Origin of the sequence: Enterobacter sp. 22452, from assembly GCF_052045065.1 — a bacterium.
Lineage (GTDB): Bacteria > Pseudomonadota > Gammaproteobacteria > Enterobacterales > Enterobacteriaceae > Enterobacter > Enterobacter mori.
In genome coordinates this window covers 737,130-761,837 of sequence record NZ_JBQEOB010000001.1, presented here as the reverse complement: position 1 = coordinate 761,837, position 24,708 = coordinate 737,130, and the positions used below count along the sequence as shown (strand labels likewise).

At 54.5% G+C, this 24,708-nt stretch carries 21 protein-coding genes; 11 read left to right on the top strand and 10 right to left on the bottom strand.

Translation table 11 applies throughout. From position 1 onward, the window contains the following. Positions 1-199: 199 nt before the first annotated feature. Both sulA and ompA read left to right on the top strand, forming a co-directional pair. A complete protein-coding gene (gene sulA, locus ACTJJA_RS03580; RefSeq protein WP_089598374.1) occupies positions 200-709 on the top strand; it encodes an SOS-induced cell division inhibitor SulA in 510 nt (169 codons plus the stop codon). A gap of 355 nt (positions 710-1,064) precedes the next feature. Beyond that, positions 1,065-2,120 (top strand): porin OmpA, encoded by a 1,056-nt coding sequence (gene ompA, locus ACTJJA_RS03575; protein ID WP_010429345.1) that lies wholly within the window; start codon positions 1,065-1,067, stop codon positions 2,118-2,120. Between the two features lie 64 nt (positions 2,121-2,184). Here the strand turns inward: ompA and matP are convergent, their stop codons facing one another. Continuing rightward, positions 2,185-2,637: a macrodomain Ter protein MatP gene (matP, locus tag ACTJJA_RS03570; RefSeq protein WP_010429344.1), complete on the bottom strand. Its 453-nt coding sequence runs from the start codon at positions 2,635-2,637 to the stop codon at positions 2,185-2,187. Between the two features lie 186 nt (positions 2,638-2,823). On the opposite strand from matP, the gene ACTJJA_RS03565 reads away from it, so the two are divergent. Beyond that, positions 2,824-4,584, top strand: a complete 1,761-nt coding sequence (locus tag ACTJJA_RS03565; RefSeq protein ID WP_010429343.1) for an AAA family ATPase — start codon at positions 2,824-2,826, stop codon at positions 4,582-4,584. Between the two features lie 68 nt (positions 4,585-4,652). Next, entirely contained in the window at positions 4,653-5,171 is a 519-nt protein-coding gene (gene fabA, locus ACTJJA_RS03560) for a bifunctional 3-hydroxydecanoyl-ACP dehydratase/trans-2-decenoyl-ACP isomerase (RefSeq protein WP_010429339.1), read from the top strand. A 71-nt stretch (positions 5,172-5,242) separates the two neighbouring features. On the opposite strand, the gene rmf is transcribed toward fabA, so the two are convergent. The 6 genes from rmf to rlmKL all read right to left on the bottom strand — a co-directional run bounded on the left by rmf (position 5,243) and on the right by rlmKL (position 13,168). Then, positions 5,243-5,410, bottom strand: coding sequence for a ribosome modulation factor (rmf, locus tag ACTJJA_RS03555; RefSeq protein ID WP_010429337.1), 168 nt, complete (start codon positions 5,408-5,410; stop codon positions 5,243-5,245). Positions 5,411-5,664: 254 nt separating this feature from the next. Continuing rightward, positions 5,665-6,231 (bottom strand): membrane integrity-associated transporter subunit PqiC, encoded by a 567-nt coding sequence (pqiC, locus tag ACTJJA_RS03550; protein WP_420984986.1) that lies wholly within the window; start codon positions 6,229-6,231, stop codon positions 5,665-5,667. Next, entirely contained in the window at positions 6,228-7,868 is a 1,641-nt protein-coding gene (pqiB, locus tag ACTJJA_RS03545) for an intermembrane transport protein PqiB (RefSeq protein WP_348578198.1), read from the bottom strand. The genes pqiC and pqiB overlap by 4 nt, the downstream gene beginning before the upstream one ends. Positions 7,869-7,872: 4 nt before the next feature. Further along, positions 7,873-9,126, bottom strand: a complete 1,254-nt coding sequence (gene pqiA, locus ACTJJA_RS03540; protein ID WP_174339303.1) for a membrane integrity-associated transporter subunit PqiA — start codon at positions 9,124-9,126, stop codon at positions 7,873-7,875. 13 nt (positions 9,127-9,139) lie between these two features. Beyond that, entirely contained in the window at positions 9,140-11,047 is a 1,908-nt protein-coding gene (locus ACTJJA_RS03535) for an ABC transporter ATP-binding protein (protein ID WP_440666219.1), read from the bottom strand. Between the two features lie 12 nt (positions 11,048-11,059). Next, positions 11,060-13,168, bottom strand: a complete 2,109-nt coding sequence (rlmKL, locus tag ACTJJA_RS03530; RefSeq protein WP_010429329.1) for a bifunctional 23S rRNA (guanine(2069)-N(7))-methyltransferase RlmK/23S rRNA (guanine(2445)-N(2))-methyltransferase RlmL — start codon at positions 13,166-13,168, stop codon at positions 11,060-11,062. A gap of 98 nt (positions 13,169-13,266) precedes the next feature. On the opposite strand from rlmKL, the gene ACTJJA_RS03525 reads away from it, so the two are divergent. Further along, positions 13,267-14,376, top strand: coding sequence for a YcbX family protein (locus ACTJJA_RS03525; protein ID WP_109081285.1), 1,110 nt, complete (start codon positions 13,267-13,269; stop codon positions 14,374-14,376). Here the strand turns inward: ACTJJA_RS03525 and zapC are convergent. After that, positions 14,373-14,915, bottom strand: a complete 543-nt coding sequence (zapC, locus tag ACTJJA_RS03520; protein ID WP_042716264.1) for a cell division protein ZapC — start codon at positions 14,913-14,915, stop codon at positions 14,373-14,375. The genes ACTJJA_RS03525 and zapC overlap by 4 nt on opposite strands. 165 nt (positions 14,916-15,080) lie before the next feature. Next, on the bottom strand, positions 15,081-16,091 hold the full coding sequence (pyrD, locus tag ACTJJA_RS03515; protein WP_010429325.1) for a quinone-dependent dihydroorotate dehydrogenase: 1,011 nt from the start codon (positions 16,089-16,091) through the stop codon (positions 15,081-15,083). A 248-nt stretch (positions 16,092-16,339) separates the two neighbouring features. On the opposite strand from pyrD, the gene ssuE reads away from it, so the two are divergent. The 5 genes from ssuE to ssuB are packed head-to-tail and all read left to right on the top strand — an operon-like array spanning position 16,340 to position 20,580. Next, positions 16,340-16,915 carry an NADPH-dependent FMN reductase gene (gene ssuE, locus ACTJJA_RS03510; RefSeq protein WP_421511935.1) on the top strand — a complete coding sequence of 192 codons (576 nt, stop codon included), beginning with the start codon at positions 16,340-16,342 and terminating at the stop codon, positions 16,913-16,915. After that, positions 16,908-17,870, top strand: a complete 963-nt coding sequence (locus tag ACTJJA_RS03505) for a sulfonate ABC transporter substrate-binding protein (protein WP_089598368.1) — start codon at positions 16,908-16,910, stop codon at positions 17,868-17,870. The genes ssuE and ACTJJA_RS03505 overlap by 8 nt, the downstream gene beginning before the upstream one ends. After that, positions 17,867-19,012 (top strand): FMNH2-dependent alkanesulfonate monooxygenase, encoded by a 1,146-nt coding sequence (gene ssuD / locus ACTJJA_RS03500; RefSeq protein WP_048979743.1) that lies wholly within the window; start codon positions 17,867-17,869, stop codon positions 19,010-19,012. Before ACTJJA_RS03505 ends, ssuD begins: the two co-directional genes overlap by 4 nt. A gap of 9 nt (positions 19,013-19,021) precedes the next feature. Then, a complete protein-coding gene (gene ssuC / locus ACTJJA_RS03495; protein WP_023311016.1) occupies positions 19,022-19,813 on the top strand; it encodes an aliphatic sulfonate ABC transporter permease SsuC in 792 nt (263 codons plus the stop codon). Continuing rightward, positions 19,810-20,580, top strand: coding sequence for an aliphatic sulfonates ABC transporter ATP-binding protein (gene ssuB, locus ACTJJA_RS03490; protein ID WP_440666215.1), 771 nt, complete (start codon positions 19,810-19,812; stop codon positions 20,578-20,580). The genes ssuC and ssuB overlap by 4 nt, the downstream gene beginning before the upstream one ends. A 51-nt stretch (positions 20,581-20,631) precedes the next feature. On the opposite strand, the gene pepN is transcribed toward ssuB, so the two are convergent. Then, the gene (gene pepN, locus ACTJJA_RS03485; RefSeq protein WP_089598367.1) at positions 20,632-23,244 is read right to left on the bottom strand and encodes an aminopeptidase N; all 2,613 of its coding nucleotides are present in this window, start codon (positions 23,242-23,244) and stop codon (positions 20,632-20,634) included. 254 nt (positions 23,245-23,498) lie between these two features. On the opposite strand from pepN, the gene pncB reads away from it, so the two are divergent. After that, entirely contained in the window at positions 23,499-24,701 is a 1,203-nt protein-coding gene (gene pncB, locus ACTJJA_RS03480) for a nicotinate phosphoribosyltransferase (protein ID WP_440666212.1), read from the top strand. Positions 24,702-24,708 lie beyond the last annotated feature (7 nt).

The window sequence follows — 24,708 nt, the reverse complement described above, 5'->3', positions numbered from 1 at the left end:
CAATTATTAACAACGATATTTCTCACTAACGGATCCGTTAGCAGGAAAATAGGCAACTTATTGCTGGAGGGCAAGATGATTTTTTATGGCGCACCAAGAATGGGTGAAATTTGCGAGTCTCTTTCCGAAAATGAGGTTGATCTTTATGCATACAGGGGTTACTGTATATCCATACAGTAACTACAGGGCTGGAATGAATATGTACACTTCAGGCTATGCAAATCGCTCAACATCTCTCTCTTCTACCGCTGGCAATGTCGCGCAGAAATCCGTCGGGCGTGATTCTACAGGGCTTATCAGTGAAGTGGTTTACCGTGAAGACCAGCCTCTGTTAACGCAACTCTTATTACTGCCGCTGTTGCAACAGCTTGGTCAGCAATCACGCTGGCAGCTTTGGCTAACGCCACAACAAAAATTGAGCCGCGAGTGGGTTCTGTCTGCGGGCCTGCCGCTGGCGAAAGTGATGCAGATTAACCAACTCTCACCCTGCGATACGGTAGATTCAATGATTCGGGCCTTACGCACAGGGAATTACAGTGTGGTGATCGGATGGCTGCCTGATGAACTGTCGGAAGAGGAACACCTGAGACTGACGGAAGCAGCGGAAGAAGGTCACGCGATGGGGTTTATTATGCGACCGGTTCGTGCAGATTCTTATCGCAGAGGACAACATTCCGGGCTAAAAATTCACTCAAATTTGTATCATTGAGTGAAATTAGGAGTTTTCCTGGAATTTTTTTCGACCATAAGATGCAGAAATAGTTCAACGCGTCAAATCTTCGGCAAGGCTTGTCTGGAGCGGTTCTCGTTAATTTTGCTGCACAATTTTCGTTCAAGAAATGTTAAATATTCGGTATACGGAACTTTTTTTTTCATATGCCTGACAGACTTCACACTTGTAAGTTTTCATCTACGTTGTAGACTTTACATCGCCAGGGGTGCTCGGCCTAAGCCGAAGATATCGGTAGATTTATATTTGACCACGCCCCCCGGTGAAGGATTTAACCGTGATTTCTCTGCAGAGATCTTCATGGCAAATTTTGGATGATAACGAGGCGCAAAAAATGAAAAAGACAGCTATCGCGATTGCAGTGGCACTGGCTGGCTTCGCTACCGTAGCGCAGGCCGCTCCGAAAGATAATACCTGGTATGCAGGTGGTAAACTGGGCTGGTCTCAGTTCCATGACACCGGCTGGTACAACAGCAGCCTGAACAACGATGGCCCGACTCACGAGAGCCAGCTGGGTGCAGGCGCGTTCGGTGGCTATCAGGTTAACCCGTATGTTGGTTTTGAAATGGGTTACGACTGGTTAGGTCGTATGCCATACAAAGGCGACAACGTCAATGGCGCTTTCAAAGCTCAAGGCGTTCAGCTGACCGCTAAACTGGGTTACCCAGTAACTGACGATCTGGACGTGTACACCCGTCTGGGCGGCATGGTATGGCGTGCAGACTCCAGCAACAGCATCGCTGGCGACGACCATGACACCGGTGTTTCCCCAGTATTCGCTGGTGGCGTTGAGTGGGCTATGACCCGTGACATCGCTACCCGTCTGGAATACCAGTGGGTTAACAACATTGGTGACGGTGCTACCGTTGGCGTTCGTCCAGACAACGGCATGCTGAGCGTTGGTGTTTCTTACCGTTTCGGTCAGCAGGAAGATGCTGCACCAATCGTAGCTCCAGCTCCGGCTCCAGCTCCAGAAGTACAGACCAAGCACTTCACTCTGAAGTCTGACGTTCTGTTCAACTTCAACAAAGCTACCCTGAAACCAGAAGGTCAGCAGGCACTGGATCAGCTGTACACCCAGCTGAGCAACCTGGATCCTAAAGATGGTTCTGTAGTGGTTCTGGGCTTCACCGACCGTATCGGTTCTGACGCTTACAACCAGAAACTGTCTGAGAAACGTGCTCAGTCTGTAGTTGATTACCTGGTATCTAAAGGTATCCCAGCTAACAAGATCTCCCCACGTGGTATGGGCGAATCTAACCCAGTGACCGGTTCTACCTGTGACAACGTGAAAGCTCGCGCTGCACTGATCGACTGCCTGGCACCAGATCGTCGCGTTGAGATCGAAGTTAAAGGTATCAAAGACGTTGTAACTCAGCCTGCGGCATAAGTTATCGTCTTATAAAAAAACCCCGCCATGCGGGGTTTTTTATTGTCTGAAGAAAAGTAAGAAACTACTTTTTACCCAGCAGAGCCTGAAGATCGTTCTTCAGCGTCGACATCTGGCTGGCATACTTCTCTTTGTGCTCGGCATCTTCAATCAGTTGTACTACGGTCTCTGACAGCGTTTTTCCTCGACGTTGCGCTAGCCCCGCCAGACGCTGCCAGACCATAAACTCCAGGTCGATTGATTTTTTACGGGTGTGCTGATGCTCAGCATTAAAATGCCGTTTTCGCCGCGCACGGATAGTTTGCTTCATCCGGTTTAACAGGGCGGGATTAATATGCTTCTCAATCCAGCTATTCACCTGTACCGGTTCATTTTCGAGGGTCAGCAAAATATCCACGGCCTCTTGCGCAGCGCTGGCTTCGATGTAGCAGGTGATCAGCTCCCCTTCACGGTGCTTTTTGACCAGGTACTTCCATTTCCAGCCGCTTTCGAGATTTTCCAGTTGTTGATATTTCATTGCGATCTCAGTGTTACCACGTAACTCTGTTCAGAATATCAGTTTTTTGGCAATCTGCTGAAAAGAAATCATATCCTGTGAAACATCGCTTGAGATTCACTCATTGAAATCCCCAATCCTGCTTGGGAAGAGCCCCTCGCTTACGGTATACTCCACGGTTTTACATCTGACTAAAAAACATCAACTTTGACCATTACGAAACTAGCATGGCGTGACCTGGTTCCGGATACCGAGAGCTATCAGGAACTGTTTGCACAGCCAGACCTCGCACAAGAACACGAATTCATACTTAGCGATACACAACCGCGTTTGCATTACGCGCTGGAGCAGGTGTTAAGCCCATGGGCAACATCTCCCTTCATGCTGCTCAAAGCCCCGGAAGAAGCCGAGTATTTGACGCTTCTGGGTGATGCCATGCGCGAGCTGAAACCGGAAGCGAATGCTGTTTTCGGCGGCGAGTATCGTATCACAGGGCATAATGTCACTTTCGCCCCCGCTACGCAGGCTGATGACCGTTTTGCTGCGCAGGGCGAAGTAGTTACCGCTAACTGGGTCGAGGCAGAACAACTGTTTGGTTGTCTTCGTCAGTTTAACGGTGAGCTCTCACTGCAGCCAGGGCTGGTGCATCGCGCAAACGGCGGCGTACTTATTATTTCCCTGCGCACCCTGATGTCGCAACCGCTGCTGTGGATGCGTCTGAAAACGATCGTGAGCCAGCAGCGCTTCGACTGGGTAGGCTATGACGAGTCTCGCCCTCTGCCTGTATCCATCCCGTCAATGCCGCTCTCTCTGACCGTCGTGCTGACGGGGGATCGTGAGTCTCTGGCCGACTTCCAGGAAATGGAGCCAGAGCTGGCGGATCAGGCGGTTTACAGCGAATACGAAGACAACATTCAAATTGCCGATGCGGATGATATGGCGCAGTGGTGCCAGTGGGTGATGGCCGTTGCTGAACGTTTTGCGCTGCCAACCCCTGCGGCTGACGCATGGCCGGGCTTAATCCGCGAAGCGGTACGCTACACCGGCGACCAGGAAACCCTGCCGCTTTGCCCACTCTGGATCGGCAAACAGCTGCGTGAAGTGGGTGTGATCAGCGGCGAAGGCGCTTTCACAGGCGAACAATTGACCCAGATGCTTGCCCAGCGAGAGTGGCGCGAAGGCTATCTTGCGGACCGCATGCAGGATGAAATCCTGCTGGAACAGATTCTGGTCGAGACCGAAGGCGAACGAATCGGTCAGATTAACGCCTTGTCCGTAATTGAGTTCCCTGGCCACCCCCGTGCATTCGGCGAGCCTTCCCGTATCAGCTGTGTTGTTCACATTGGTGACGGTGAATTTACGGATATTGAGCGGAAAGCGGAGCTGGGTGGAAACATTCATGCTAAAGGCATGATGATCATGCAGGCTTTCCTGATGTCCGAGCTGCAGCTTGAGCAGCAGATCCCCTTCTCTGCGTCCCTGACGTTTGAGCAGTCCTACAGTGAAGTCGATGGCGATAGCGCCTCAATGGCCGAGCTGTGCGCCTTGATCAGCGCCCTGGCAGAAGTCCCGATTAATCAGAACATCGCCATTACGGGTTCCGTGGATCAGTTTGGCCGCGCCCAGCCGGTCGGTGGTCTGAACGAGAAAATCGAAGGCTTCTTCTCCATTTGTCAGCAGCGTGGGTTAAACGGCAAACAGGGCGTTATTATTCCTGCGCCAAACGCGCGCCATTTGAGCCTGAGCCAGGAACTGCTTGATGCGGTGGAACAGGAACAATTCACCCTGTGGGCCATCGAAGGCATTGAGGATGCACTACCCTTACTGACAAACCTGGTATGGGATGGCGAGGGTCAAACCACGCTGATGCAGACCATTCAGGAGCGCATTGCTCAGGCAACACAGCCGGATGCTCGTCATCGTTATCCCTGGCCGTTACGTTGGTTAAGTTGGTTTAGTTCAAACTGATCGGACTTGTTCAGCGTACACGTGTTAGCTATCCTGCGTCCTTCACTAAAATAAGGCTTACTGAGAACATGGTAGATAAACGCGAATCCTATACAAAAGAAGACCTTCTTGCCTCTGGTCGTGGTGAACTGTTTGGCGCTAAAGGCCCACAGTTACCGGCCCCAAGCATGCTGATGATGGACCGTGTCGTGAAAATGACCGAAACCGGCGGTAACTTCGATAAGGGTTACGTAGAAGCAGAACTCGATATCAACCCGGACCTGTGGTTCTTCGGTTGCCACTTTATTGGCGATCCGGTAATGCCTGGCTGCCTGGGCCTCGATGCGATGTGGCAGCTGGTTGGCTTCTATCTGGGCTGGCTCGGTGGCGAAGGCAAAGGCCGCGCGCTGGGCGTGGGTGAAGTGAAATTCACCGGTCAGGTACTGCCTACCGCGAAGAAAGTCACCTACCGTATCCACTTCAAGCGCATCGTTAACCGTCGTCTGATCATGGGCCTGGCGGATGGTGAAGTGCTGGTAGATGGTCGTCTGATTTATACCGCGAACGATCTGAAAGTGGGTCTGTTCCAGGATACCTCTGCTTTCTAAGCCCGGCTTTTAGCTGCTTCAGAAAGGCGAAACCTCCGCTCTGCGGAGGTTTCTTTTTTAAAGAGACGCTATCAAGCAAGTACTGCCCTGTCTCCGATGGCTTCTCGCCAGCCCCCTAACCATTGAGACCTTTGGTTCAAAGTCTGATAGGGACACATTTCTTTAGAACGTCCGGCGATGCCAGCCTGATAACCACGTTGATGAGCCCTTTCCAGGCGATCTCGTTTCTGTCTCTTCATGCCTCGTTTCCCTCATTCTTTTGTCTGGTGGAAAGAAAACAGTGATTGCAAAGTGTGCAAGCACAGATAACGAATAACCCGAATTAGCCTCAGCGTCAACGTTCAAAATTCATACGGGTGTCATATTTGTGAGCTAAGCAGAAGATCATTTGTACAAAAAATGTGATGCAGCACAAGTAACAACCTGAAGCCAAAATGAAAAAAAAGCCGCAATCAGCGAGAATCTGATAGCGGCTTTTGTCGATGAATTTTACTTATGGCAGTCTGGAAATCTCTCTGGCGATACTCGCAGACTCCTGCGCCCAACCCTGGGCCAGCACTTTCACCATCTCATCATATCCATCTTTTTGCTGCTTCATTTCCAGATGGAAAGGACGCTTAATCAGCTGCCCCTGATGATTCAGTAGCCATTCTCCACTCACCACAACGACGCCATCATAGCGGCCGTGGAAGCCCGTCACGGTGACGTTAAGCGTGTCCTGGTCGCTTCCCAGCGGCTGTGATGCAACAACCCAGCCAGGAAGCTGGCTGCTGAGATTCGCTACCAGCGTATTGCGCAACTGCTGGTCCAGCGGGCTGGCCCACAGGTTATTGCTGGCAATAACGTACTGAACGTCGCTGGTTTGATACACCACGCCGTTGCCAGCCAGATAATCCGGCACCGCAACCTGCTCCACCCATAACAGACGGTTGCCCTGCGAGGCGGTGCTTTGTGCGCTCGCCTGGGTCGTCAGCGGCAACTGATAGTAGCTTTTGTTATCACTACCCGAGCTACAGGCCGTTAATACCATCGCTCCTGCAATCGCTAGCCATTTTTTCATTGTTTAGCCCTCTTCGGCTCAGGATCCTTTTTATCTTTCGCTTCGAACACCAGTGCGTTGCTCTTCTCATTGAGCGTTTTCAGCACAGGCTGCAGTTCACGTAAGACCTGATCAAGACGTTGCATATCGGCCACCATCTTGTTGTACGCCGCTGAACCCGGCTGGAAGCCCTGCATGCTACGGTTGAGTTCACGCAACGTTTTCTGCATATCCTGCGGCAGCTGCTGCATGGACTGGCTTGCCGTGATCTTATTAATATTATCCAGCGTCGTTTGCAGACGTTGCATCGTCGCCTGACTTTGATGTAACGAACCTGTCGCGGCTTCCAGCATCGGATTAAGCGGCAGATTGTTAATCTTATCGAGCGTATCCATCAGACGCTGCTGAATTTGCGCCAGACCGCTGCTGACCGTTGGGATAATTTTATAGCCCCCGAATTCACGAATACCGGTAATCGCTGGCGCTTTAGGATAGAAGTCCATATCCACATACAGCGCACCGGTGACCAGGTTTCCGGTTTTCAGCGAACCTCGCAGACCGCGCTCCATCAGCTGGCTGATATGGGTGGCAATATCCTGATTTTCGCCAATCTGATTGAGCAGACGCTCCGGCTCAATGCGGATCAGCACCGGAATACGGTAATCGTCATCCAGCATCTGCTGAAGTCCCGGCACGAAGAACGGAACCTGTCCTACAGTCCCGAGTCGAATACCGCGGAATTCGACCGGTGCACCCGGCTGAAGACCACGGACCGAGTCCTTGAAGAACATCAGGAAGTCAACGTGATCGGTATAAAGCGCATCCTGAATACTTTTTTGATCGTCAAAGAGTCTGAACGCCGTTTTCTCTGCAACCGGCTGGCCCAAATCCTGCCCTTCCGGCACGTCAAAACTGACGCCACCGCCAAACAGCGTGGTCAGGGATCCCATTTCGACACGCATACCCGCCGAGGTCAGATCTACCGCGATCCCACTGTCTTTCCAGAAGCGGACGTTGCTGGTGACCAGACGATCGTTTGGCGCATTGATGAAGAGCTGATAGCTAATGGTGCGTTTTTGCGCGTCAAACGTACTGGTTTCAACTGAACCCACGCGATAGCCGCGGAACAGCACGGGATCGCCAGGCGAGAGCTGGCCCGCTTTTTTACTGTCCAGGATCACGCGAATGCCTTTCGCATCCGGTGGCGCAAGCGGCGGAGAGTCCAGCAGCTCGTATTGTCCCGGCTGGCCCCCTTTCTTACCCGGCTGCAGCTCAATATAGGCGCCGGACAGCAGCGTCCCCAACCCGCTGATCCCCTCACGTCCTACCTGCGGTTTAACTACCCAGAAAACCGAATCGCCATGCAGCAATTTTTCCATACCGGAATTTAAACGCGCCTTGATTTCAACGTGCGTCAAATCATCCGTCAGGGTTGCACTTTCAACCACGCCCACATCCACACTGCGGCTTTTGATGGTGGTTTTGCCCCCCTCAATACCTTCTGCATTGGTGGTGATAAGCGTGACTTCCGGTCCCTGATGGCTGTAATGATAAAACAGGATCCATGCACCGATCAGCGCGGTTACGATGGGGAAAATCCACACCGGAGACCAGTTCTTGACCTTCTGCACTTTCGCCTCTCCACTCTTATTTTCCATGCTCTTACTCTTCCTCATGGCTTGACTCGGGCTCACGATCCCACGATAAACGAGGGTCGAAGGTCATGGCCGCAAACATGGTCATAATGACGACCAACGCAAACATTAGCGCTCCCATTGCGGGATAAATACTCATCAGTCCTCCCATGCGCACCAGCGCAGAGAGAACGGCAATGACAAACACATCAATCATTGACCAGCGGCCAACAAATTCAACAACTTCGTAGATCAGGTGCATGCGTTCGCTGTCGCGTTTACCGTGACCTTTCGCGTCCCAGCAGAGCCAGGCAATGGCGATCATTTTTAAGGTCGGCACCATAATACTGGCGATGAAGATCACGCCAGCCACCGGATAGGATCCTTCGCCCCACAGCAAAACGACCCCAGCAAGGATGGTTGAGGGCATTTTGTCGCCGAGTAAATCGGTGATCATAATGGGCAGAATATTGGCTGGCAGATAGAGCATGATTGATGTGACCAGCAACGCCATCGTCCACTGCAGGCTATTTTTACGACGTACATGGCCTTTCGTTTCGCAGCGAGGACACACATCGAGATCCGCGGGCAGAACGGCGGTACAGCATGAGCAAGAGCGCAGCCCCTGACGGATACCCGGCACACCGACCTTAACCGTCTGCGCAAGCGTCGGTGCTGGCGCGATGTCATCCCACGCCCATCGCCTGTCTACGCACTGGAAGGCGCGCAGCTGTAATACACAGTAAAGGCACCAGGGAATAAAGCTACTGCCAATTCCCACATCACCATAGGCCATCAGCTTGACGAAACTGACCAGAATCCCCGCCAGAAAGATCTCGGCCATCCCCCAACTTTTCAGCTGGAACAGGATACGCGCGAGTTTAATTTTAAGGGATGCGGGCATCCTGACGCGGTTTACCAGCAACAGGATCACCACCAGACAGAACGCCGGGACGATTTGGACAAAGAGGAGGAAAAAGGTGCCGAGGCTGGCGTAATCTTCCGAGAACATCACGCCAGGAATTTCAAGCAGATCGACCTCGCTGGTCATGCCGCCCACTTTCATATAAATGAAAGGGAAGAGGTTGGAAAGCAGCAGCATGAACAATGCAGCAAGGGCATAAGCAGTGGGACGCTGCCTTGGCGCGTCCCACTCCGTCGTCAACGTTGCGCCGCAACGTGGACACAGGGCTTTATGTCCGTGACCAAGCTCTGGCAACGCCACGAGCATATCGCATTGCGAGCATAATATATGCCTGTCGGCGTGGTGCTGGTCACACATAGATAATCCCTGTTTATGCGCCGTTTTTCAGAGACTCGAGGTACTCCCAGCGCTCAAATGCTTCTTCCAGGGCTTTTTCAGCCGCGGACAGTTCAGCCAATATTTTCTGAGTATAGTCGTGCGGCTGCGTAAAGAATGACGCATCAGCAACCTGAATTTGCAGCGTTTCAAGAGCAGCTTCCAGTTCTTCAAGACGCTGAGGTAAGCCTTCCAGTTCGCGCTGCAGGTTATAGCTCATTTTAGCAGGAGATTTTTTGACAGTTTCTGCTTTTGCTATAACCGGTTCCGGTGCACTTTTGGATTTTGCCTGTTTTTGCAGCAGTGACTGGGTTTGTTGTCCACGCGCGTCATGATAACCGCCCACGTATTGACCAATCCGGCCTTCACCTTCAAAAATCCAGCACTCGGTCACGGTGTTATCAACGAACTGACGATCGTGGCTCACCAGCATCACGGTTCCCTGATAACCGTCGATTAACTCCTCCAGTAATTCCAGCGTTTCGACATCCAGATCGTTGGTTGGTTCATCGAGAATCAACAAGTTACTTGGCTTCAGGAACAGACGTGCCAGCAGCAGACGATTTCGCTCACCGCCAGACAGCGCGCGTACCGGTGTCATTGCACGTTTCGGATGGAACAGGAAGTCCTGCAAATAACCCAGCACGTGGCGCGGCTTACCGTTAACCATCACTTCTTGCTTACCTTCAGCGAGGTTATCCATCACCGTTCTGTCCGGGTCAAGCTCAGCGCGGTGCTGGTCAAAGTAGGCCACTTCCAGCTTCGTACCACAGTGAACGCGGCCGCTATCAGCCTGCAGCTGGCCTAACATCAGCTTGAGCAGCGTGGTTTTACCACAGCCGTTCGGGCCAATAAGGGCAATTTTGTCGCCACGCTGAACCTGAGCGGAAAAGTCTTTCACCAGCACTTTGCCGTCAACCTGGTAATTCACGTCTTCCATCTCAAAGACGATTTTGCCCGAGCGGGATGCCTCTTCCACCTGCATCTTCGCGCTACCCATCACCTCACGGCGGGCGCTACGCTCGTTACGCATCGCTTTTAACGCACGCACGCGGCCTTCGTTACGGGTACGGCGGGCTTTGATACCCTGGCGGATCCAGACCTCTTCTTGCGCCAGCTTGCGGTCAAACTCAGCGTTTTGCAGCTCTTCTACGCGCAGATTTTCTTCTTTTTCCAGCAGATAGGTGTCGTAATCGCCAGGATAGGTCACCAGTTTGCCGCGATCGAGATCGACAATGCGGGTCGCCATGTTGCGGATAAACGAACGGTCGTGCGAAATGAAGATGATGGTGCCGTTGAAGGTCTTCAGGAACCCTTCCAGCCAGTCGATGGCTTCAATGTCCAGGTGGTTGGTCGGTTCGTCAAGCAGCAGCACTTTCGGGCCGCTGACCAGCGCGCGTCCCAGTGCCGCTTTACGCAGCCAGCCGCCGGAAAGTGATGCCAGCTCCATATCCGCATCCAGACCTAACTGGTCCAGCACTTCAGTGATACGGCTTTCAAGCTGCCACAGGCCGTGATGATCCAGCAGTTCCTGCAGGCGCGCCATTTCATTAAGATTTTTTTCGCTCGGGTCGGTCATCACCAGATGCGAAATTTCATGATAGCCCTTCAGGTATTCGGCTTGTTCAGAGATCCCCTCCGCAACGAAGTCGTAGACGGTCCCCGCCACGTTACGCGGTGGATCCTGCTGCAGTCGAGAAACAATCAGATCTTGTTCGTAAACGATACGGCCGTCATCCAGACCCTGCTCACGGTTAAGGATCTTCATCAGCGTGGATTTACCCGCGCCGTTACGGCCTACCAGACAAACACGTTCGTTATCTTCAATGTGCAGTTCAGTATCGTCGAGAAGGGGCGCATCGCTGAAAGACAGCCAGGCGCCGTGCATGCTAATTAGTGACATTTATATTTCCTTTCAGACCGCTGAGATTAACCAGCAGTTATGGATCTGACGGTTACGGGCAAAGTCCTGAGACAGCGTTTTCTGGCTGATTTCTTGCGCTTTCAGTCCCAGCGTGGCTAAGCCTTCATGATCCATGCGGAAGCCGCGTTTGTTGTTCGAGAACATAATGGTGCCGCCTTTACGCAGCAGGCGTTTCAGGTCGGTCATCAGGCGCAGGTGATCGCGTTGAACATCAAAGCTATCCTCCATACGCTTGGAGTTGGAGAAGGTCGGCGGATCGATAAAGATCAGATCGAACTGCTCGTCAGTATCACGCAGCCAGCCCAGCACGTCGGCCTGCATCAGGCGATGCTGGCGTCCGGTCAGGCCGTTCAGACGCAGGTTACGCTCCGCCCACTCCAGATAGGTGCGAGACATATCCACCGTGGTGGTGCTGCGCGCCCCGCCCAGACCTGCATGCACGCTCGCGCTGCCGGTATAGGAGAAGAGGTTGAGGAAGTCTTTGCCCTTGCTCATCTGGCCCAACATGCGGCGCGCGATACGGTGGTCAAGGAACAGGCCGGTATCCAGATAGTCGGTCAGGTTTACCCACAGGCGCGCGTTGTACTCGCCCACTTCGATAAAGTCTCCCTTCTCGCCCATCTTCTGATACTGGTTTTTGCCCTTCTGGCGCTCGCGGGTTTTCAGCACCAGCTTGTTCGGCGTAATGCCGAGCACGGCGATGGTGGCCGCAATCACATCCAGCATGCGCTGACGCGCTTTTTGCGCATCGATGGTTTTCGGTGGCGCATATTCCTGAATCACCACCCAGTCCGCGTAGCGGTCAACCGCCACGTTGTACTCCGGCAGGTCGGCGTCGTACAGGCGGTAGCATTCAATCCCTTCCTGCTTTGCCCATTTCTCATATTTCTTCAGGTTCTTGCGCAGGCGGTTGGCGTAATCTTCCGCCACGCCGGACGGCTTGCTGTCCGCCGCTTTCTCTGCCAGATGGTAGTTTTTCTGCACACAGTCCAGCGGGCCGTTTTTCGCCTTAAACTGGCGATCGGCACGCAGCTGCAGGCAGCTCAGCAGCTCCGGTGAGGCGCTAAACAGGGAGAGATTCCAGCCACCGAAGTAGTCCTTCATATTGCGGCCCAGCAGGCTGTGCAGGGCAATCAGCGCCGGCTCGCTGTCCAGACGCTCGCCGTATGGCGGGTTACTGATTACGGTGCCGTACGGACCTTTTGGCAGCGGGTTGGTCAGGTTCGCCACGTCTTTCACGTCGAAGGTGACCAGCTCGCCGATACCGGCGCGACGGGCGTTGCTGCGCGCGCGCTCAATGACGCGCGGGTCGCTGTCCGAACCGTAGAAGTGGGAGGTGTACTCCGCCAGGCCTTTACGCGCGCGGGTCTGCGCATCGTCTTTGACCTCTTTCCAGAGTGCTTCATCGTGCTGTGCCCAGCCTTTAAAGCCCCAGTGACCGCGATGCAGCCCCGGCGCGCGGTCAGTTGCCAGCATGGCTGCTTCTATCAGCAGCGTACCAGAACCACACATTGGGTCGAGCAGCGGCGTGCCCGGCTGCCAGCCGGAGCGCATTACGATGGCGGCGGCCAGCGTTTCTTTGATCGGCGCCATACCGGTGCGATCGCGGTAGCCGCGCAGGTGCAGACCCGCGCCGCTCAGATCGAGAGATATACTCGCCGTGTCGCCGTTCAGCCAGACGTTAATACGCAGATCGGGATTTTCGCGATCAACGTTTGGACGTTCCTTATTTTTACGCGTGAAGCAGTCCACAATGGCGTCTTTTACACGCAGGGCACCGTACTGGCTGTTGCGGATCTCGTCGTTCACGCCGTTGAAATGCACCGCAAAGGTGGCATTTGGCGTGAAGATCTCTGTCCAGTCGATCATCTGTACGCCGGTATAGAGGTCCAGGTCGCTATAGACCTTGCACTCCTTCATCGGCAGCATGATGCGCGACGCCAGACGGCTCCACATCAGGCTCTGGTAAATAAGCCGCGTGTCGCCCTCAAAATGGACACCACCCTGAACCACCTGGCACTCTTGCGCGCCCAGGCTTTCCAGTTCAGTTTTTAACAGCTCTTCCAGCCCACGGGCCGTACTGGCAAACAGAGAATTCATATCGTCACTTTTACTCTTAGAAAATTGTCGCGCATTATAGCTAATATGGCGTGTATGTCATAAAGTTGAAGGCTTATTTTCATTTGTGGGAGTGTGCAGTGGCGACGTTATCCAGGCTTTTTATTCATCCGGTGAAATCCATGCGCGGCATCGGCGTCTCTCACGCACTGGCCGACATGAGCGGATTCGCCTTCGATCGCATTTTTATGGTCACCGAGCCTGACGGTACGTTCATTACCGCACGCCAGTTCCCGCAGATGGTTCGCTTTACCCCTTCTCCACTTCATGACGGTTTGCACCTGACCGCGCCGGACGGTTCCAGCGTAGTGATTCGCTTTGCCGATTTTGCGCCTGTCGACGCGCCAACGGAAGTGTGGGGCAATCATTTTACCGCGCGCATCGCCCCGGATGAAATTAACCGCTGGCTGAGCGGGTTCTTCTCCCGCGACGTGCAGCTGCGCTGGGTTGGTCCTGAACTGACGCGTCGCGTGAAGCGCCATGACGCCGTTCCCCTCTCCTTCGCCGATGGCTTCCCGTTCCTGCTGACCAACGAAGCCTCGCTGCGTGATTTACAGCGCCGCTGCAAAGCCAGCGTTCAGATGGAACAGTTCCGCCCTAACCTGGTGGTCACCGGTGCCGACGCCTGGGACGAAGATACCTGGAAGGTGATCCGCATCGGCAGCGTGATTTTCGACGTGGTGAAGCCCTGTAGTCGCTGCATATTCACCACTGTCAGTCCGGAAAAAGGCCAAAAACATCCTTCCGGTGAGCCGTTGAAAACGTTGCAGTCATTCCGTACCGCCCAGGACAACGGTGATGTGGATTTCGGTCAGAACCTCATCCCGCGCGCCAGCGGCGTGATCCGCGTCGGTGACGAAGTCGAAATCCTCACCCGTGGTCCCGCCAGGATTTATGGTTCCAGCCAGGAAGAGGAGTTTGTTGATATCGAGTCCGCGCCCTCGTCAGGGGTCGATATTCACTGGCAGGGTAAAGTTATCCGTGGCAACAATCAGCAGGTATTACTTGAGCAACTGGAACAGGCAGGGATCCGCGTACCTTACTCCTGTCGTGCAGGTATTTGCGGATGCTGTCGAATCAAACTGGTCGAGGGAGAAGTCACTGCGCTGAAGAAATCGGCGGTAGGTGATGACGGTACGATTTTATGCTGCAGCTGTGTGCCGAAAACGTCCGTCCAGCTGGAAGCTTAAACGGCCTGTTCAAGGCTGAACGAATCAACGCGCAGCTGTGGCTTCAGCCTGTCATTCATGACTTTAATCGCATCACCTAACTGCATAACTCGCCCGGCAATGGTCACGCCGGGCTGCGCTAACAAACAGAGCGCGGCGTTTTCACCGGGTTCAACGACCAGTAAATTCACCTCTTCTGCAGTATCACTCAGATTGACGCTTGCCGCATCGCCCGTTGCCGGGGTCCAGCTCATGCCATGTGCAAGAAAATGCCAGCTTTTTGGCATTTGCGGTTTCAGGAAACGGATAGCCACCAGCGCATTCAGGACCAGCTCAGCGCGCTGTTCTTTGGAGAGCATCAGGTCGCGGCATTTTTCTTCGAAGGAAAAATAAAGCGCAGCATCGTCCACACAAAAGCCTGACGGCGAGAAAGCGTCCGGGGTTAACATTCGACGCGGAAAACGTGAACGAAACAACATGCCATTGGCTAAATCGAGCATCATTCGATCGTGCTCGTCGCAAAAATACCAGCGCCAGTTATCGTCAGGTTTAATTCGCATGTGTCTCTCCCGTCCCCAAACGTCCTGTACTAAAAATGTCCTGTTTGCCGCCTCGTTTATAACACCATTAATAAAAGACTATAATGACTAAATAAGCAACAGTGACGGAATATAAAACAACCAGGGCCGGAAATAAAGCCCTGGTTGTCTGATTAGGAGAAAAGATTAGATATGAGTAACGATTTCTTTAATCAATGGCGGGCCTTTAAAAATAAAGCCGGAATAAATTTGCACCAGTGATGCCCCGGCAGCCATCTTCTCGCGGGCGGCAATAACAGAGTCGATACCGCCCACGCCAATAATGGGCAGACGTCCCTGTAATTCAGCAGAGAGTGCGCGAATAATTTCCGTACTTTTTAATTGTACCGGACGGCCACTTAACCCACCCGCTTCGTCACAGTTTTTCATTCCCTGAACGAGAGAACGATCGAGCGTTGTATTGGTTGCTATCACACCATCAATATTATGACGCACTAAACTGTCGGCAACCTGGATCAATTCTTCAATAGAAAGATCCGGCGCGATCTTAACCGCGACCGGAACATATTTATGGTGGATCGCCTGGAGCTCGTTTTGTTTATTTTTAATGGCACTCAGAAGATCGTCCAGCGCATCGCCATATTGTAATGAGCGCAGGCCCGGGGTATTGGGTGAAGAAATATTCACCGCAATATAACCGGCATAGGCATAGACTTTTTCCATACAAATCAGATAGTCATCTTTGCCTTGCTCCACCGGCGTGTCTTTATTTTTACCAATATTGATGCCTAATACGCCATCAAAATGGGATTTTTTAACGTTCTCAACCAGATGATCGACACCGAGGTTGTTGAAGCCCATGCGGTTGATCAACCCCTCAGCTTCGACCAGGCGGAACAGACGCGGCTTGTCGTTACCCGGCTGCGGACGCGGCGTAACGGTACCGATTTCGATGGAGCCAAACCCCATCGCGCCCAGGGCATCAATACATTCGCCATTTTTATCCAGACCGGCCGCCAGGCCCAGCGGATTCTTAAAAGTCAGGCCCATGCATTGGACAGGTTTTTCCGGCACATTTTGACGCACCAGCGCAGCCAGAGGCGTGCCTGTAATACGACGTAATTGCTGGAATGTAAATTCATGAGCGCGCTCAGGATCGAGCTGGAAAAGGGCTTTACGAACGAAGGGGTAGTACATGAACTCTCCTGGATTCCCGGTGTGCAAACCGGGAGGGGATTATGTGCGATCCCGCCCGGAAAGGGAATTGACCTGCGGCAAAAAAATCGCGCAAAACGCAAACGTTTACCTGCACGGCTATTTCTTATGCACTTTTTCGCATTTAAATTGCAGATAAATCATTTAGTGGAATAACCCGGCGATGTCACACTCCTTAAAATTGTTATGAATGTTAGATAAAAGCAAACAATTAGTTATAAGGAGCAAACATGCGCGTCATCACCCTGGCCGGTAGTCCACGGTTCCCCTCGCGTTCCAGCGCCCTGCTGGAATATGCCCGTGAAAAGCTCACTGCTCTGGATGTGGAAGTGTGCCACTGGAATCTGCATAACTTCGAACCTGAAGATTTGCTGTATGCCCGTTTCGACAGCCCCGCGCTGAAAACCCTGATCGAGCAGCTCAAGGGGGCAGATGGCTTAATTGTGGCGACTCCCATTTATAAAGCCTCTTTTTCTGGCGCACTGAAAACCCTGCTTGACCTGCTTCCGGAGCGCGCGCTGGATGGCAAAGTGGTGCTGCCGCTGGCTACGGGCGGTACGGTTGCCCATTTACTGGCAGTGGATTACGCCCTGAAACCGGTGCTGAACGCCCTGAAAGCACAGGAGATCCTGCATGGCGTTTTCGCAGATGATTCACAGGTCATCGACTATCAACACAAACCCCACTTTACGCCGAATCTGCAAACACGCCTTGATGCCGCACTGGAAACGTTCTGGCATGCGCTGCATCGCCGGGATATCGAGGTTCCCGCTTTTAATCCGCCGCAAGGAGTCGCTCATGTTTAAAACACTGACACGTATCGGGCTGGCAGGGCTGATGGCTCTGTCGTCGCTGGCTCATGCGGCGGAAACCGCGCCGGAAAGCCTGCGCATCGGCTATCAAAAAGGCAGCGTCAGCATGGTGCTGGCGAAAAGCCACCAGCTTCTGGAAAAACGCTTCCCGGACACCAAATTCTCCTGGGTGGAGTTCCCTGCAGGCCCACAGATGCTGGAGGCCTTGAACGTCGGCAGTATCGATTTGGGCAGCACGGGCGATATTCCGCCTATCTTTGCTCAGGCTGCCGGGGCCGATCTGGTCTACGTGGGCGTTGAACCCGCTAAACCGAAAGCAGAGGTGATTCTGGTCCCTGAAAATAGCGAGATTAAAAGCGTTGCCGACCTTAAAGGCCATAAAGTGGCTTTCCAGAAAGGTTCCAGCTCACACAACTTGCTGCTGCGCGCCCTGCAAGAGGCCGGGCTTAAGTTCACCGACATTCAGCCCGTATACCTGACGCCTGCCGACGCGCGCGCCGCGTTCCAGCAGAAGAACGTGGATGCCTGGGCCATCTGGGATCCGTACTACTCCGCAGCCTTACTGCAGGGTGGCGTGCGGGTGCTGAAAGATGGTACCACGCTGAAACAAACCGGCTCGTTTTATCTCGCTGCACGTCCTTACGCGGAGAAAAACGGCGCATTCATTCAGGGCGTACTGGATACCTTTACCCAGGCCGATGCCCTGACCCAGAGCCAGCGTCAGGAAAGCATTACCCTGCTGGCAAAAACCATGGGCTTACCTGAACCGGTGATCGCGAGCTATCTCAGCCACCGTCCGCCGACCACCATTGCGCCTGTCAACGCGCAGGTCGCCGCCCTTCAGCAGCAAACCGCTGACCTTTTCTATCAAAACCGCCTTGTGCCTAAACAGGTCAATATTCGCGAACGCATCTGGCAGCCCGCAGGCAAAGAAGGAGCTAAATCATGAGTCTGAATCTTTTCTGGTTTTTACCCACCCACGGTGATGGACACTATCTTGGTACAGAAGAGGGTTCACGCCCGGTTGACCATGGCTATCTGCAGCAGATTGCGCAGGCGGCGGACCGAATCGGTTTCACCGGCGTGCTGATCCCAACCGGACGTTCGTGCGAGGATGCGTGGCTGGTTGCCGCGTCGATGATCCCTGTCACTCAGCGTCTGAAGTTCCTGGTCGCGTTACGTCCAAGCGTGGTTTCCCCCACCGTGGCGGCGCGTCAGGCAGCAACGCTGGACAGACTGTCCAACGGCCGCGCCCTGTTTAACCTTGTCACGGGTAGCGATCCGCAGGAGCTGGCGGGCGATGGCGTGTTCCTCGATCACACGGAGCGCTACGAGGCCTCCGCCGAATTCACCCGCGTCTGGCGACGCCTGCTGGAAGGTGAAACCGTCACCTTCGAAGGCAAACATATTCACGTTCGCGACGCGAAACTCTACTTCCCGCCGGTGCAGCAGCCGCGCCCTCCCCTCTATTTTGGCGGATCGTCGGATGTGGCCCAGGATCTGGCCGCCGAGCAGGTCGATCTCTACCTGACTTGGGGCGAACCGCCTGAGCTGGTGAAAGAAAAAATTGCCCAGGTCCGCGCCAAAGCAGCAGCCCACGGTCGCAAGGTACGTTTCGGCATTCGCCTTCATGTGATTGTGCGCGAAACCAATGAGGAAGCCTGGCAGGCCGCCGACCGGCTGATCTCGCATCTGGACGATGAGACCATCGCCAGGGCGCAGGCCGCGTTTGCTAAAACCGACTCCGTCGGGCAGCACCGGATGGCGTCCCTGCATAACGGCAAGCGCGAGAATCTGGAGATCAGTCCGAACCTGTGGGCGGGTGTCGGTCTGGTACGCGGCGGCGCAGGTACAGCGCTGGTCGGCGATGGTCCAACGGTGGCCGCGCGGATTAATGAATACGCAGACCTGGGCATCGACAGCTTTATCCTCTCCGGCTATCCGCATCTGGAAGAGGCCTACAAGGTGGGCGAACTGTTATTCCCGCACCTGGATGTCGCCATCCCGGAAATTCCGCAGCCGCAGCAACTCCAGCTTCAGGGCGAAGCCGTGGCGAACGAATTTATTCCGCGAAAAGCCGCGCAGAGCTAAGGAGTGACCATGTCTGCCACCTCACAAAAATGGCTGCTGCGCGCCGCGCCGTGGTTTTTACCCGTCGGCATCGTGGCCCTCTGGCAGCTCGCGTCGTCCACCGGCTGGCTGTCGAGCCGCATTCTGCCCTCTCCGGAGGGCGTTGTTGAAGCGTTCTGGTCGCTGAGCGTGAGCGGAGAGCTATGGCAGCATCTGGCGATCAGCTCATGGCGCGCCGTGATTGGGTTTTCCATTGGCGGCAGTATCGGCCTGGTTCTGGGTCTGATCAGCGGCCTGTCCCGCTGGGGTGAGCGGCTGCTGGATACGTCTATACAGATGCTGCGCAACGTGCCGCATCTGGCGCTGATCCCGCTGGTTATCCTGTGGTTTGGCATTGATGAGAGCGCCAAGATCTTCCTCGTGGCGCTGGGCACGCTGTTCCCGATTTACATCAACACCTGGCACGGCATCCGCAATATCGATCGCGGTCTGGTCGAGATGGCGCGAAGCTACGGCTTGTCCGGTTTTTCTCTCTTTATACACGTGATCCTGCCGGGCGCCCTGCCCTCGATTATGGTTGGGGTGCGTTTTGCGCTCGGCCTGATGTGGCTGACGCTGATTGTGGCGGAAACCATTTCGGCTAACTCCGGCATCGGCTATCTGGCGATGAACGCCCGTGAATTCCTGCAAACCGACGTGGTGGTAGTAGCCATCATCCTTTACGCCCTTCTCGGCAAACTCGCTGACGTCAGCGCCCAGTGGCTGGAGCGCAGCTGGCTGCGCTGGAACCCGGCCTATACCCTTCAGGAGGCAAAAGCATGAATACTGCACGACTGAACCAGGGGACGCCGTTACTGCTTAACGGCATCACCAAACGCTACGGCGAAAACACCATTCTTAACGGGCTGGATCTGCATATTCCCGCCGGACAATTTGTGGCCGTTGTCGGACGCAGCGGCGGCGGCAAGAGTACGCTGCTACGCCTTCTGGCCGGGCTGGAAGCCCCCAACGGCGGTGAAATCCTGGCAGGGTCAACGCCGCTGGCCAATATTCAGGACGATACGCGCATGATGTTTCAGGACGCGCGCCTGCTGCCGTGGAAAACGGTTATCGACAACGTCGGTCTCGGTCTGAAGGGCAGCTGGCGGGATAACGCACGTCAGGCGCTGGCCGCCGTCGGGCTGGAAAACCGCGCAGGCGAGTGGCCTGCTGCGCTGTCAGGGGGACAGAAACAGCGCGTGGCGCTGGCGCGCGCGTTGATTCACCGTCCCGGCCTGCTGTTGCTTGATGAACCGCTCGGCGCGCTTGATGCGCTGACGCGGATTGAAATGCAGGATTTGATTGAGTCCTTGTGGCAGGAGCATGGCTTTACGGTACTGCTGGTGACGCATGACGTGAGCGAGGCCGTCGCGATGGCGGACCGGGTGCTGCTGATAGAAGACGGGAAGATTGGTCTGGATTTGACGGTGGATATCCCGCGCCCTCGCCGCGTGGGCTCGGCAAAACTGGCGGAGCTGGAGGCGGAAGTGTTGGATCGGGTGATGAAGCGCGGGGTGAATGAGCGCGCGTTGATTACGGCTAATGCCTGATGCCCTCACCCCGGCCCTCTCCCAGTGGGAGAGGGAGGGTTAAGCTTTTTATCAGGCCAGCGCCTTAGCAATCTTCTCGTACAGATCGCCAGACAGGTTCTCCAGCCCTTTCAGCTGCTCAAGCGCGGCGCGCATCTTCGCCTGACGCTTCGCATCGTAGCGTTTCAGGCGGATCAGCGGCTCAATCAGTCGCGACGCCACCTGCGGGTTACGGCTGTTCAGTTCGGTCAGCATTTCCACCATAAACTGATAGCCGCTGCCGTCTTCCGCGTGGAAGGCAGCCGGGTTGCTGCTGGCAAACGCGCCAATCAGCGAGCGAACGCGGTTCGGGTTGCTCATGGTGAACGAGCGGTGCTTCAGCAGGCGACGTACGGTGCTCAGCACATCGGCGGACGGGCTGGTGGACTGCAGAATGAACCATTTGTCCATCACCAGACCATCCTGATGCCATTTGTCATCGTACTCCTGCATTAGCGCATCACGACACGGCAGCTCGGCGGCAACGCTTGCGGCGAGTGCAGCCAGCGCGTCGGTCATGTTATCGGCTTCGTGATACTGCTTGCTGACCAGCGTGTTCGCCAGTTCCACCTCACCAAAGGCCAGATAGCGCAGACAGGTATTGCGCAGGGAACGTTTGCCGATATCGGCATGCTCAACACGGTACGCATCCAGCTTGTTGGCGTTGTAAATGGCCAGGAACTCATCCGCCAGTTCGGCAGCCAGCGTACGGGTTAGCGCTTCACGCACTGCGACAATCGCAATCGGGTCGATAATCTCGAACAGCTCGGCGATTTCAGTCGCGGACGGTAAGGTCAGAATTTCAGCCGCCAGTGCCGGGTCAATGTTCTCGTCCAGCAGGATCGCGCGGAAGGCATCCGCAACATGAACCGGCAGCGTCAGCGGCTGGCCCTGCTGATAACGGTTAACGTTCAGCTTGATGTAGGTTGCCAGCAGGCTCTGCGCCGCATCCCAGCGAGAGAAGTCATTGCGCGCGTGACGCATCAGGAACGTCAGTTGCTGATCGCTCCACTTGTACTCCAGTTTTACCGGCGCAGAGAATTCGCACAGCAGCGCCGGCACCGGCTGGAAGTAAACATTATCGAAAATAAACGTCTGCTCCGCCTGGGTGACGTTTAGCACGCTGTGTACCGGGTGACCGCCCTTCTTCAGAGGGATCACTTTGCCTTCGTTATCGTACAGCTCAATGCTGAACGGAATGTGGAGCGGCTGTTTCTCCGCCTGCTCGGCCGTTGGCGGCGTGCGCTGGCTGATGGTCAGGGTGTACTGCTCGGTTTCCGGATTGTAGTCGTCTTTAACGGTCACGACAGGTGTACCGGCCTGGCTGTACCAGAGGCGGAAATGGGACAGATCCACGTTGGACGCGTCTTCCATCGCCTGGACGAAGTCGTCGCAGGTGGCGGCGCTGCCGTCGTGACGCTCGAAGTAGAGCTGCATCCCTTTCTGGAAATTCTCTTCGCCCAGCAGGGTGTGGATCATGCGGATGATTTCAGCGCCCTTTTCATACACCGTCAGGGTGTAGAAGTTGTTCATCTCGATGACTTTATCCGGACGAATCGGGTGCGCCATTGGGCTGGCATCTTCCGCAAACTGCAGGCCGCGCATGGTGCGCACGTTGTTGATGCGGTTCACGGCGCGGGAGCCCAGATCGGAGCTGAACTCCTGGTCGCGGAAGACGGTTAAGCCCTCTTTCAGGCTCAGCTGGAACCAGTCGCGGCAGGTGACGCGGTTACCGGTCCAGTTATGGAAATATTCGTGCCCGATGACGCGTTCGATATCGAGATAGTCTTTATCGGTGGCGGTATCGGTACGCGCCAGCACGTATTTGGAGTTAAAGACGTTAAGACCTTTGTTCTCCATCGCGCCCATGTTGAAGAAGTCGACGGCGACGATCATATAAATGTCGAGATCGTATTCGAGGCCGAAGCGCTCTTCGTCCCACTTCATGGAGTTGATGAGCGAGGTCATCGCCCACGGCGCGCGGTCAAGGTTGCCGCGGTCAACAAACAGTTCCAGCGCCACGTCGCGGCCAGAGCGGGTTTTGTAGGTGTCGCGCAGGACGTCGAAATCACCCGCCACCAGCGCAAACAGATAGCACGGTTTCGGGAACGGATCCTGCCACTGCACCCAGTGACGACCATTTTCCAGTTCGCCTTCGCCCACGCGGTTGCCGTTCGAGAGCAGGAACGGATAAAGGGTTTTATCGGCAATGATTTTGGTGGTAAAGCGCGCCAGTACGTCCGGGCGGTCAAGATACCAGGTAATGTGGCGGAAGCCTTCTGCTTCACACTGGGTACACAGCGCTACGCCTGACTGGTAGAGCCCTTCCAGCGCGGTATTCGCGGCCGGGCTGATTTCGTTAACGATGCGCAGCGTAAAGCGTTCCGGCAGGTTGTCGATAACCAGCTGGTTGCCTTCTTCTTTATAATCAGTCCACGCTTCATCATTAATGTGCAGGGAAACCAGCGTCAGGTCTTCACCATCAAGACGCAGCGGTACAGCCGTCGCGCTCTGGCGCGTCACCTGGCTCACCGCTGTCACGACGGTTTTAGTGGCATCCAGGTCAAAAGTCAGATCGATATCGCTAATCAGGTAATCCGGCGCACGGTAGTCGTGGCGGTATTTGGCTTGTGGCTGTTGTGTCATAGAAAACCTTATGCATCGTTTGTCGAGTAACGTTTCAATATATTCCTGTTGTCTAAAACGCGCTATGCAGAATGTTCATCTTTTCAGGTACAAACACCTTTTTCGCTACATTTGTATAACACGAGGCACAAAATGCCCTCGACCATAAAGAGCGCTTATGTTGTGATCGGGGTTCAATAAATCACTAAAACAGGTATACTCCGGAGTTGTTTATTGTACTAAACGCTCCCGTGAGAGGATGCTACTGCGCACCTATGACTCAATTCGCTTCTCCTGTTCTGCATACATTGCTGGATACCGACGCGTATAAACTGCATATGCAGCAAGCCGTTTTCCACCATTACCATGACGTTCATGTTGCGGCGGAGTTTCGCTGCCGGGGCGACGACTTGCTGGGTATCTACGCGGATTCCATTCGTGAACAGGTCGATGCCATGCAGTATCTGGCGCTGCAGGACGACGAATATCACTGGCTTTCCGGCCTGCCCTTCTTTAAAGCTGACTACCTTACCTGGCTGCGCGACTTCCGCTACAAGCCAGAGCAGGTCACGGTGACTAACGATAATGGCAAGCTGAATATCCGCCTTGCCGGTCCGTGGCGTGAAGTGATCATGTGGGAAGTGCCGCTTCTGGCGGTGATCAGCGAGTTGGCCCACCGCTACCGTTCGCCGGAAACCGGCGTCGAGCAGGCGGTTGCCTCACTGGAGAATAAGCTGGTTGAATTTTCCCACCTGACCGAAGGGCTGGATATGTCCCGCTTCCGCCTGATGGACTTTGGCACTCGCCGCCGTTTCTCTCGCGAAGTACAGCAGGCTATCGTTAAACGTCTTCAGCAAGAGCCGTGGTTTGTGGGCACCAGCAATTACGACCTTGCACGTCGTCTGGACCTGACGCCAATGGGTACCCAGGCGCACGAGTGGTTCCAGGCGCATCAGCAGATCAGCCCTGACCTGGCCAATAGCCAGCGCGCGGCTCTGGCCGCATGGCTTGATGAGTATCCGAATCAACTGGGGATCGCCCTCACCGACTGCATCACAATGGATGCCTTCCTGCGCGACTTCGGTCCTGAATTTGCTGAGCGTTATCAGGGTTTACGCCATGACTCCGGAGACCCGGTGGAATGGGGTGAAAAGGCCATTGCCCATTACGAGAAGCTGGGCATTGATCCGATGACGAAAGTCCTGGTCTTCTCTGATAACCTTGATTTAGCCAAAGCCGTGGATCTTTACCGCCATTTCTCCTCCAGAGTGAATCTGAGCTTTGGTATTGGCACCCGTTTGACCTGCGATATTCCTCAGGTAAAACCTCTGAACATCGTCATAAAGCTGGTGGAATGTAACGGCAAGCCGGTGGCGAAACTCTCTGATAGTCCGGGTAAAACCATCTGTCATGACAAAGCCTTTGTCCGCGCATTGCGCAAAGCCTTCGATCTGCCGCAGGTCAAAAAAGCCAGTTAAGCGCTTT

Excerpts from the sequence above, each read along its gene's own strand:
- sulA (WP_089598374.1), top strand. The coding sequence starts at position 200 with ATGTACACTTCAGGCTATGCAAATCGCTCAACATCTCTCTCTTCTACC.
- ompA (WP_010429345.1), top strand. The coding sequence starts at position 1,065 with ATGAAAAAGACAGCTATCGCGATTGCAGTGGCACTGGCTGGCTTCGCT.
- matP (WP_010429344.1), bottom strand. The coding sequence starts at position 2,637 with ATGAAATATCAACAACTGGAAAATCTCGAAAGCGGCTGGAAATGGAAG.
- fabA (WP_010429339.1), top strand. The coding sequence starts at position 4,653 with ATGGTAGATAAACGCGAATCCTATACAAAAGAAGACCTTCTTGCCTCT.
- rmf (WP_010429337.1), bottom strand. The coding sequence starts at position 5,410 with ATGAAGAGACAGAAACGAGATCGCCTGGAAAGGGCTCATCAACGTGGT.
- pqiC (WP_420984986.1), bottom strand. The coding sequence starts at position 6,231 with ATGAAAAAATGGCTAGCGATTGCAGGAGCGATGGTATTAACGGCCTGT.
- pqiB (WP_348578198.1), bottom strand. The coding sequence starts at position 7,868 with ATGGAAAATAAGAGTGGAGAGGCGAAAGTGCAGAAGGTCAAGAACTGG.
- pqiA (WP_174339303.1), bottom strand. The coding sequence starts at position 9,126 with ATGTGTGACCAGCACCACGCCGACAGGCATATATTATGCTCGCAATGC.
- ACTJJA_RS03535 (WP_440666219.1), bottom strand. The coding sequence starts at position 11,047 with ATGTCACTAATTAGCATGCACGGCGCCTGGCTGTCTTTCAGCGATGCG.
- rlmKL (WP_010429329.1), bottom strand. The coding sequence starts at position 13,168 with ATGAATTCTCTGTTTGCCAGTACGGCCCGTGGGCTGGAAGAGCTGTTA.
- zapC (WP_042716264.1), bottom strand. The coding sequence starts at position 14,915 with ATGCGAATTAAACCTGACGATAACTGGCGCTGGTATTTTTGCGACGAG.
- pyrD (WP_010429325.1), bottom strand. The coding sequence starts at position 16,091 with ATGTACTACCCCTTCGTTCGTAAAGCCCTTTTCCAGCTCGATCCTGAG.
- ssuE (WP_421511935.1), top strand. The coding sequence starts at position 16,340 with ATGCGCGTCATCACCCTGGCCGGTAGTCCACGGTTCCCCTCGCGTTCC.
- ACTJJA_RS03505 (WP_089598368.1), top strand. The coding sequence starts at position 16,908 with ATGTTTAAAACACTGACACGTATCGGGCTGGCAGGGCTGATGGCTCTG.
- ssuD (WP_048979743.1), top strand. The coding sequence starts at position 17,867 with ATGAGTCTGAATCTTTTCTGGTTTTTACCCACCCACGGTGATGGACAC.
- ssuC (WP_023311016.1), top strand. The coding sequence starts at position 19,022 with ATGTCTGCCACCTCACAAAAATGGCTGCTGCGCGCCGCGCCGTGGTTT.
- ssuB (WP_440666215.1), top strand. The coding sequence starts at position 19,810 with ATGAATACTGCACGACTGAACCAGGGGACGCCGTTACTGCTTAACGGC.
- pepN (WP_089598367.1), bottom strand. The coding sequence starts at position 23,244 with ATGACACAACAGCCACAAGCCAAATACCGCCACGACTACCGTGCGCCG.
- pncB (WP_440666212.1), top strand. The coding sequence starts at position 23,499 with ATGACTCAATTCGCTTCTCCTGTTCTGCATACATTGCTGGATACCGAC.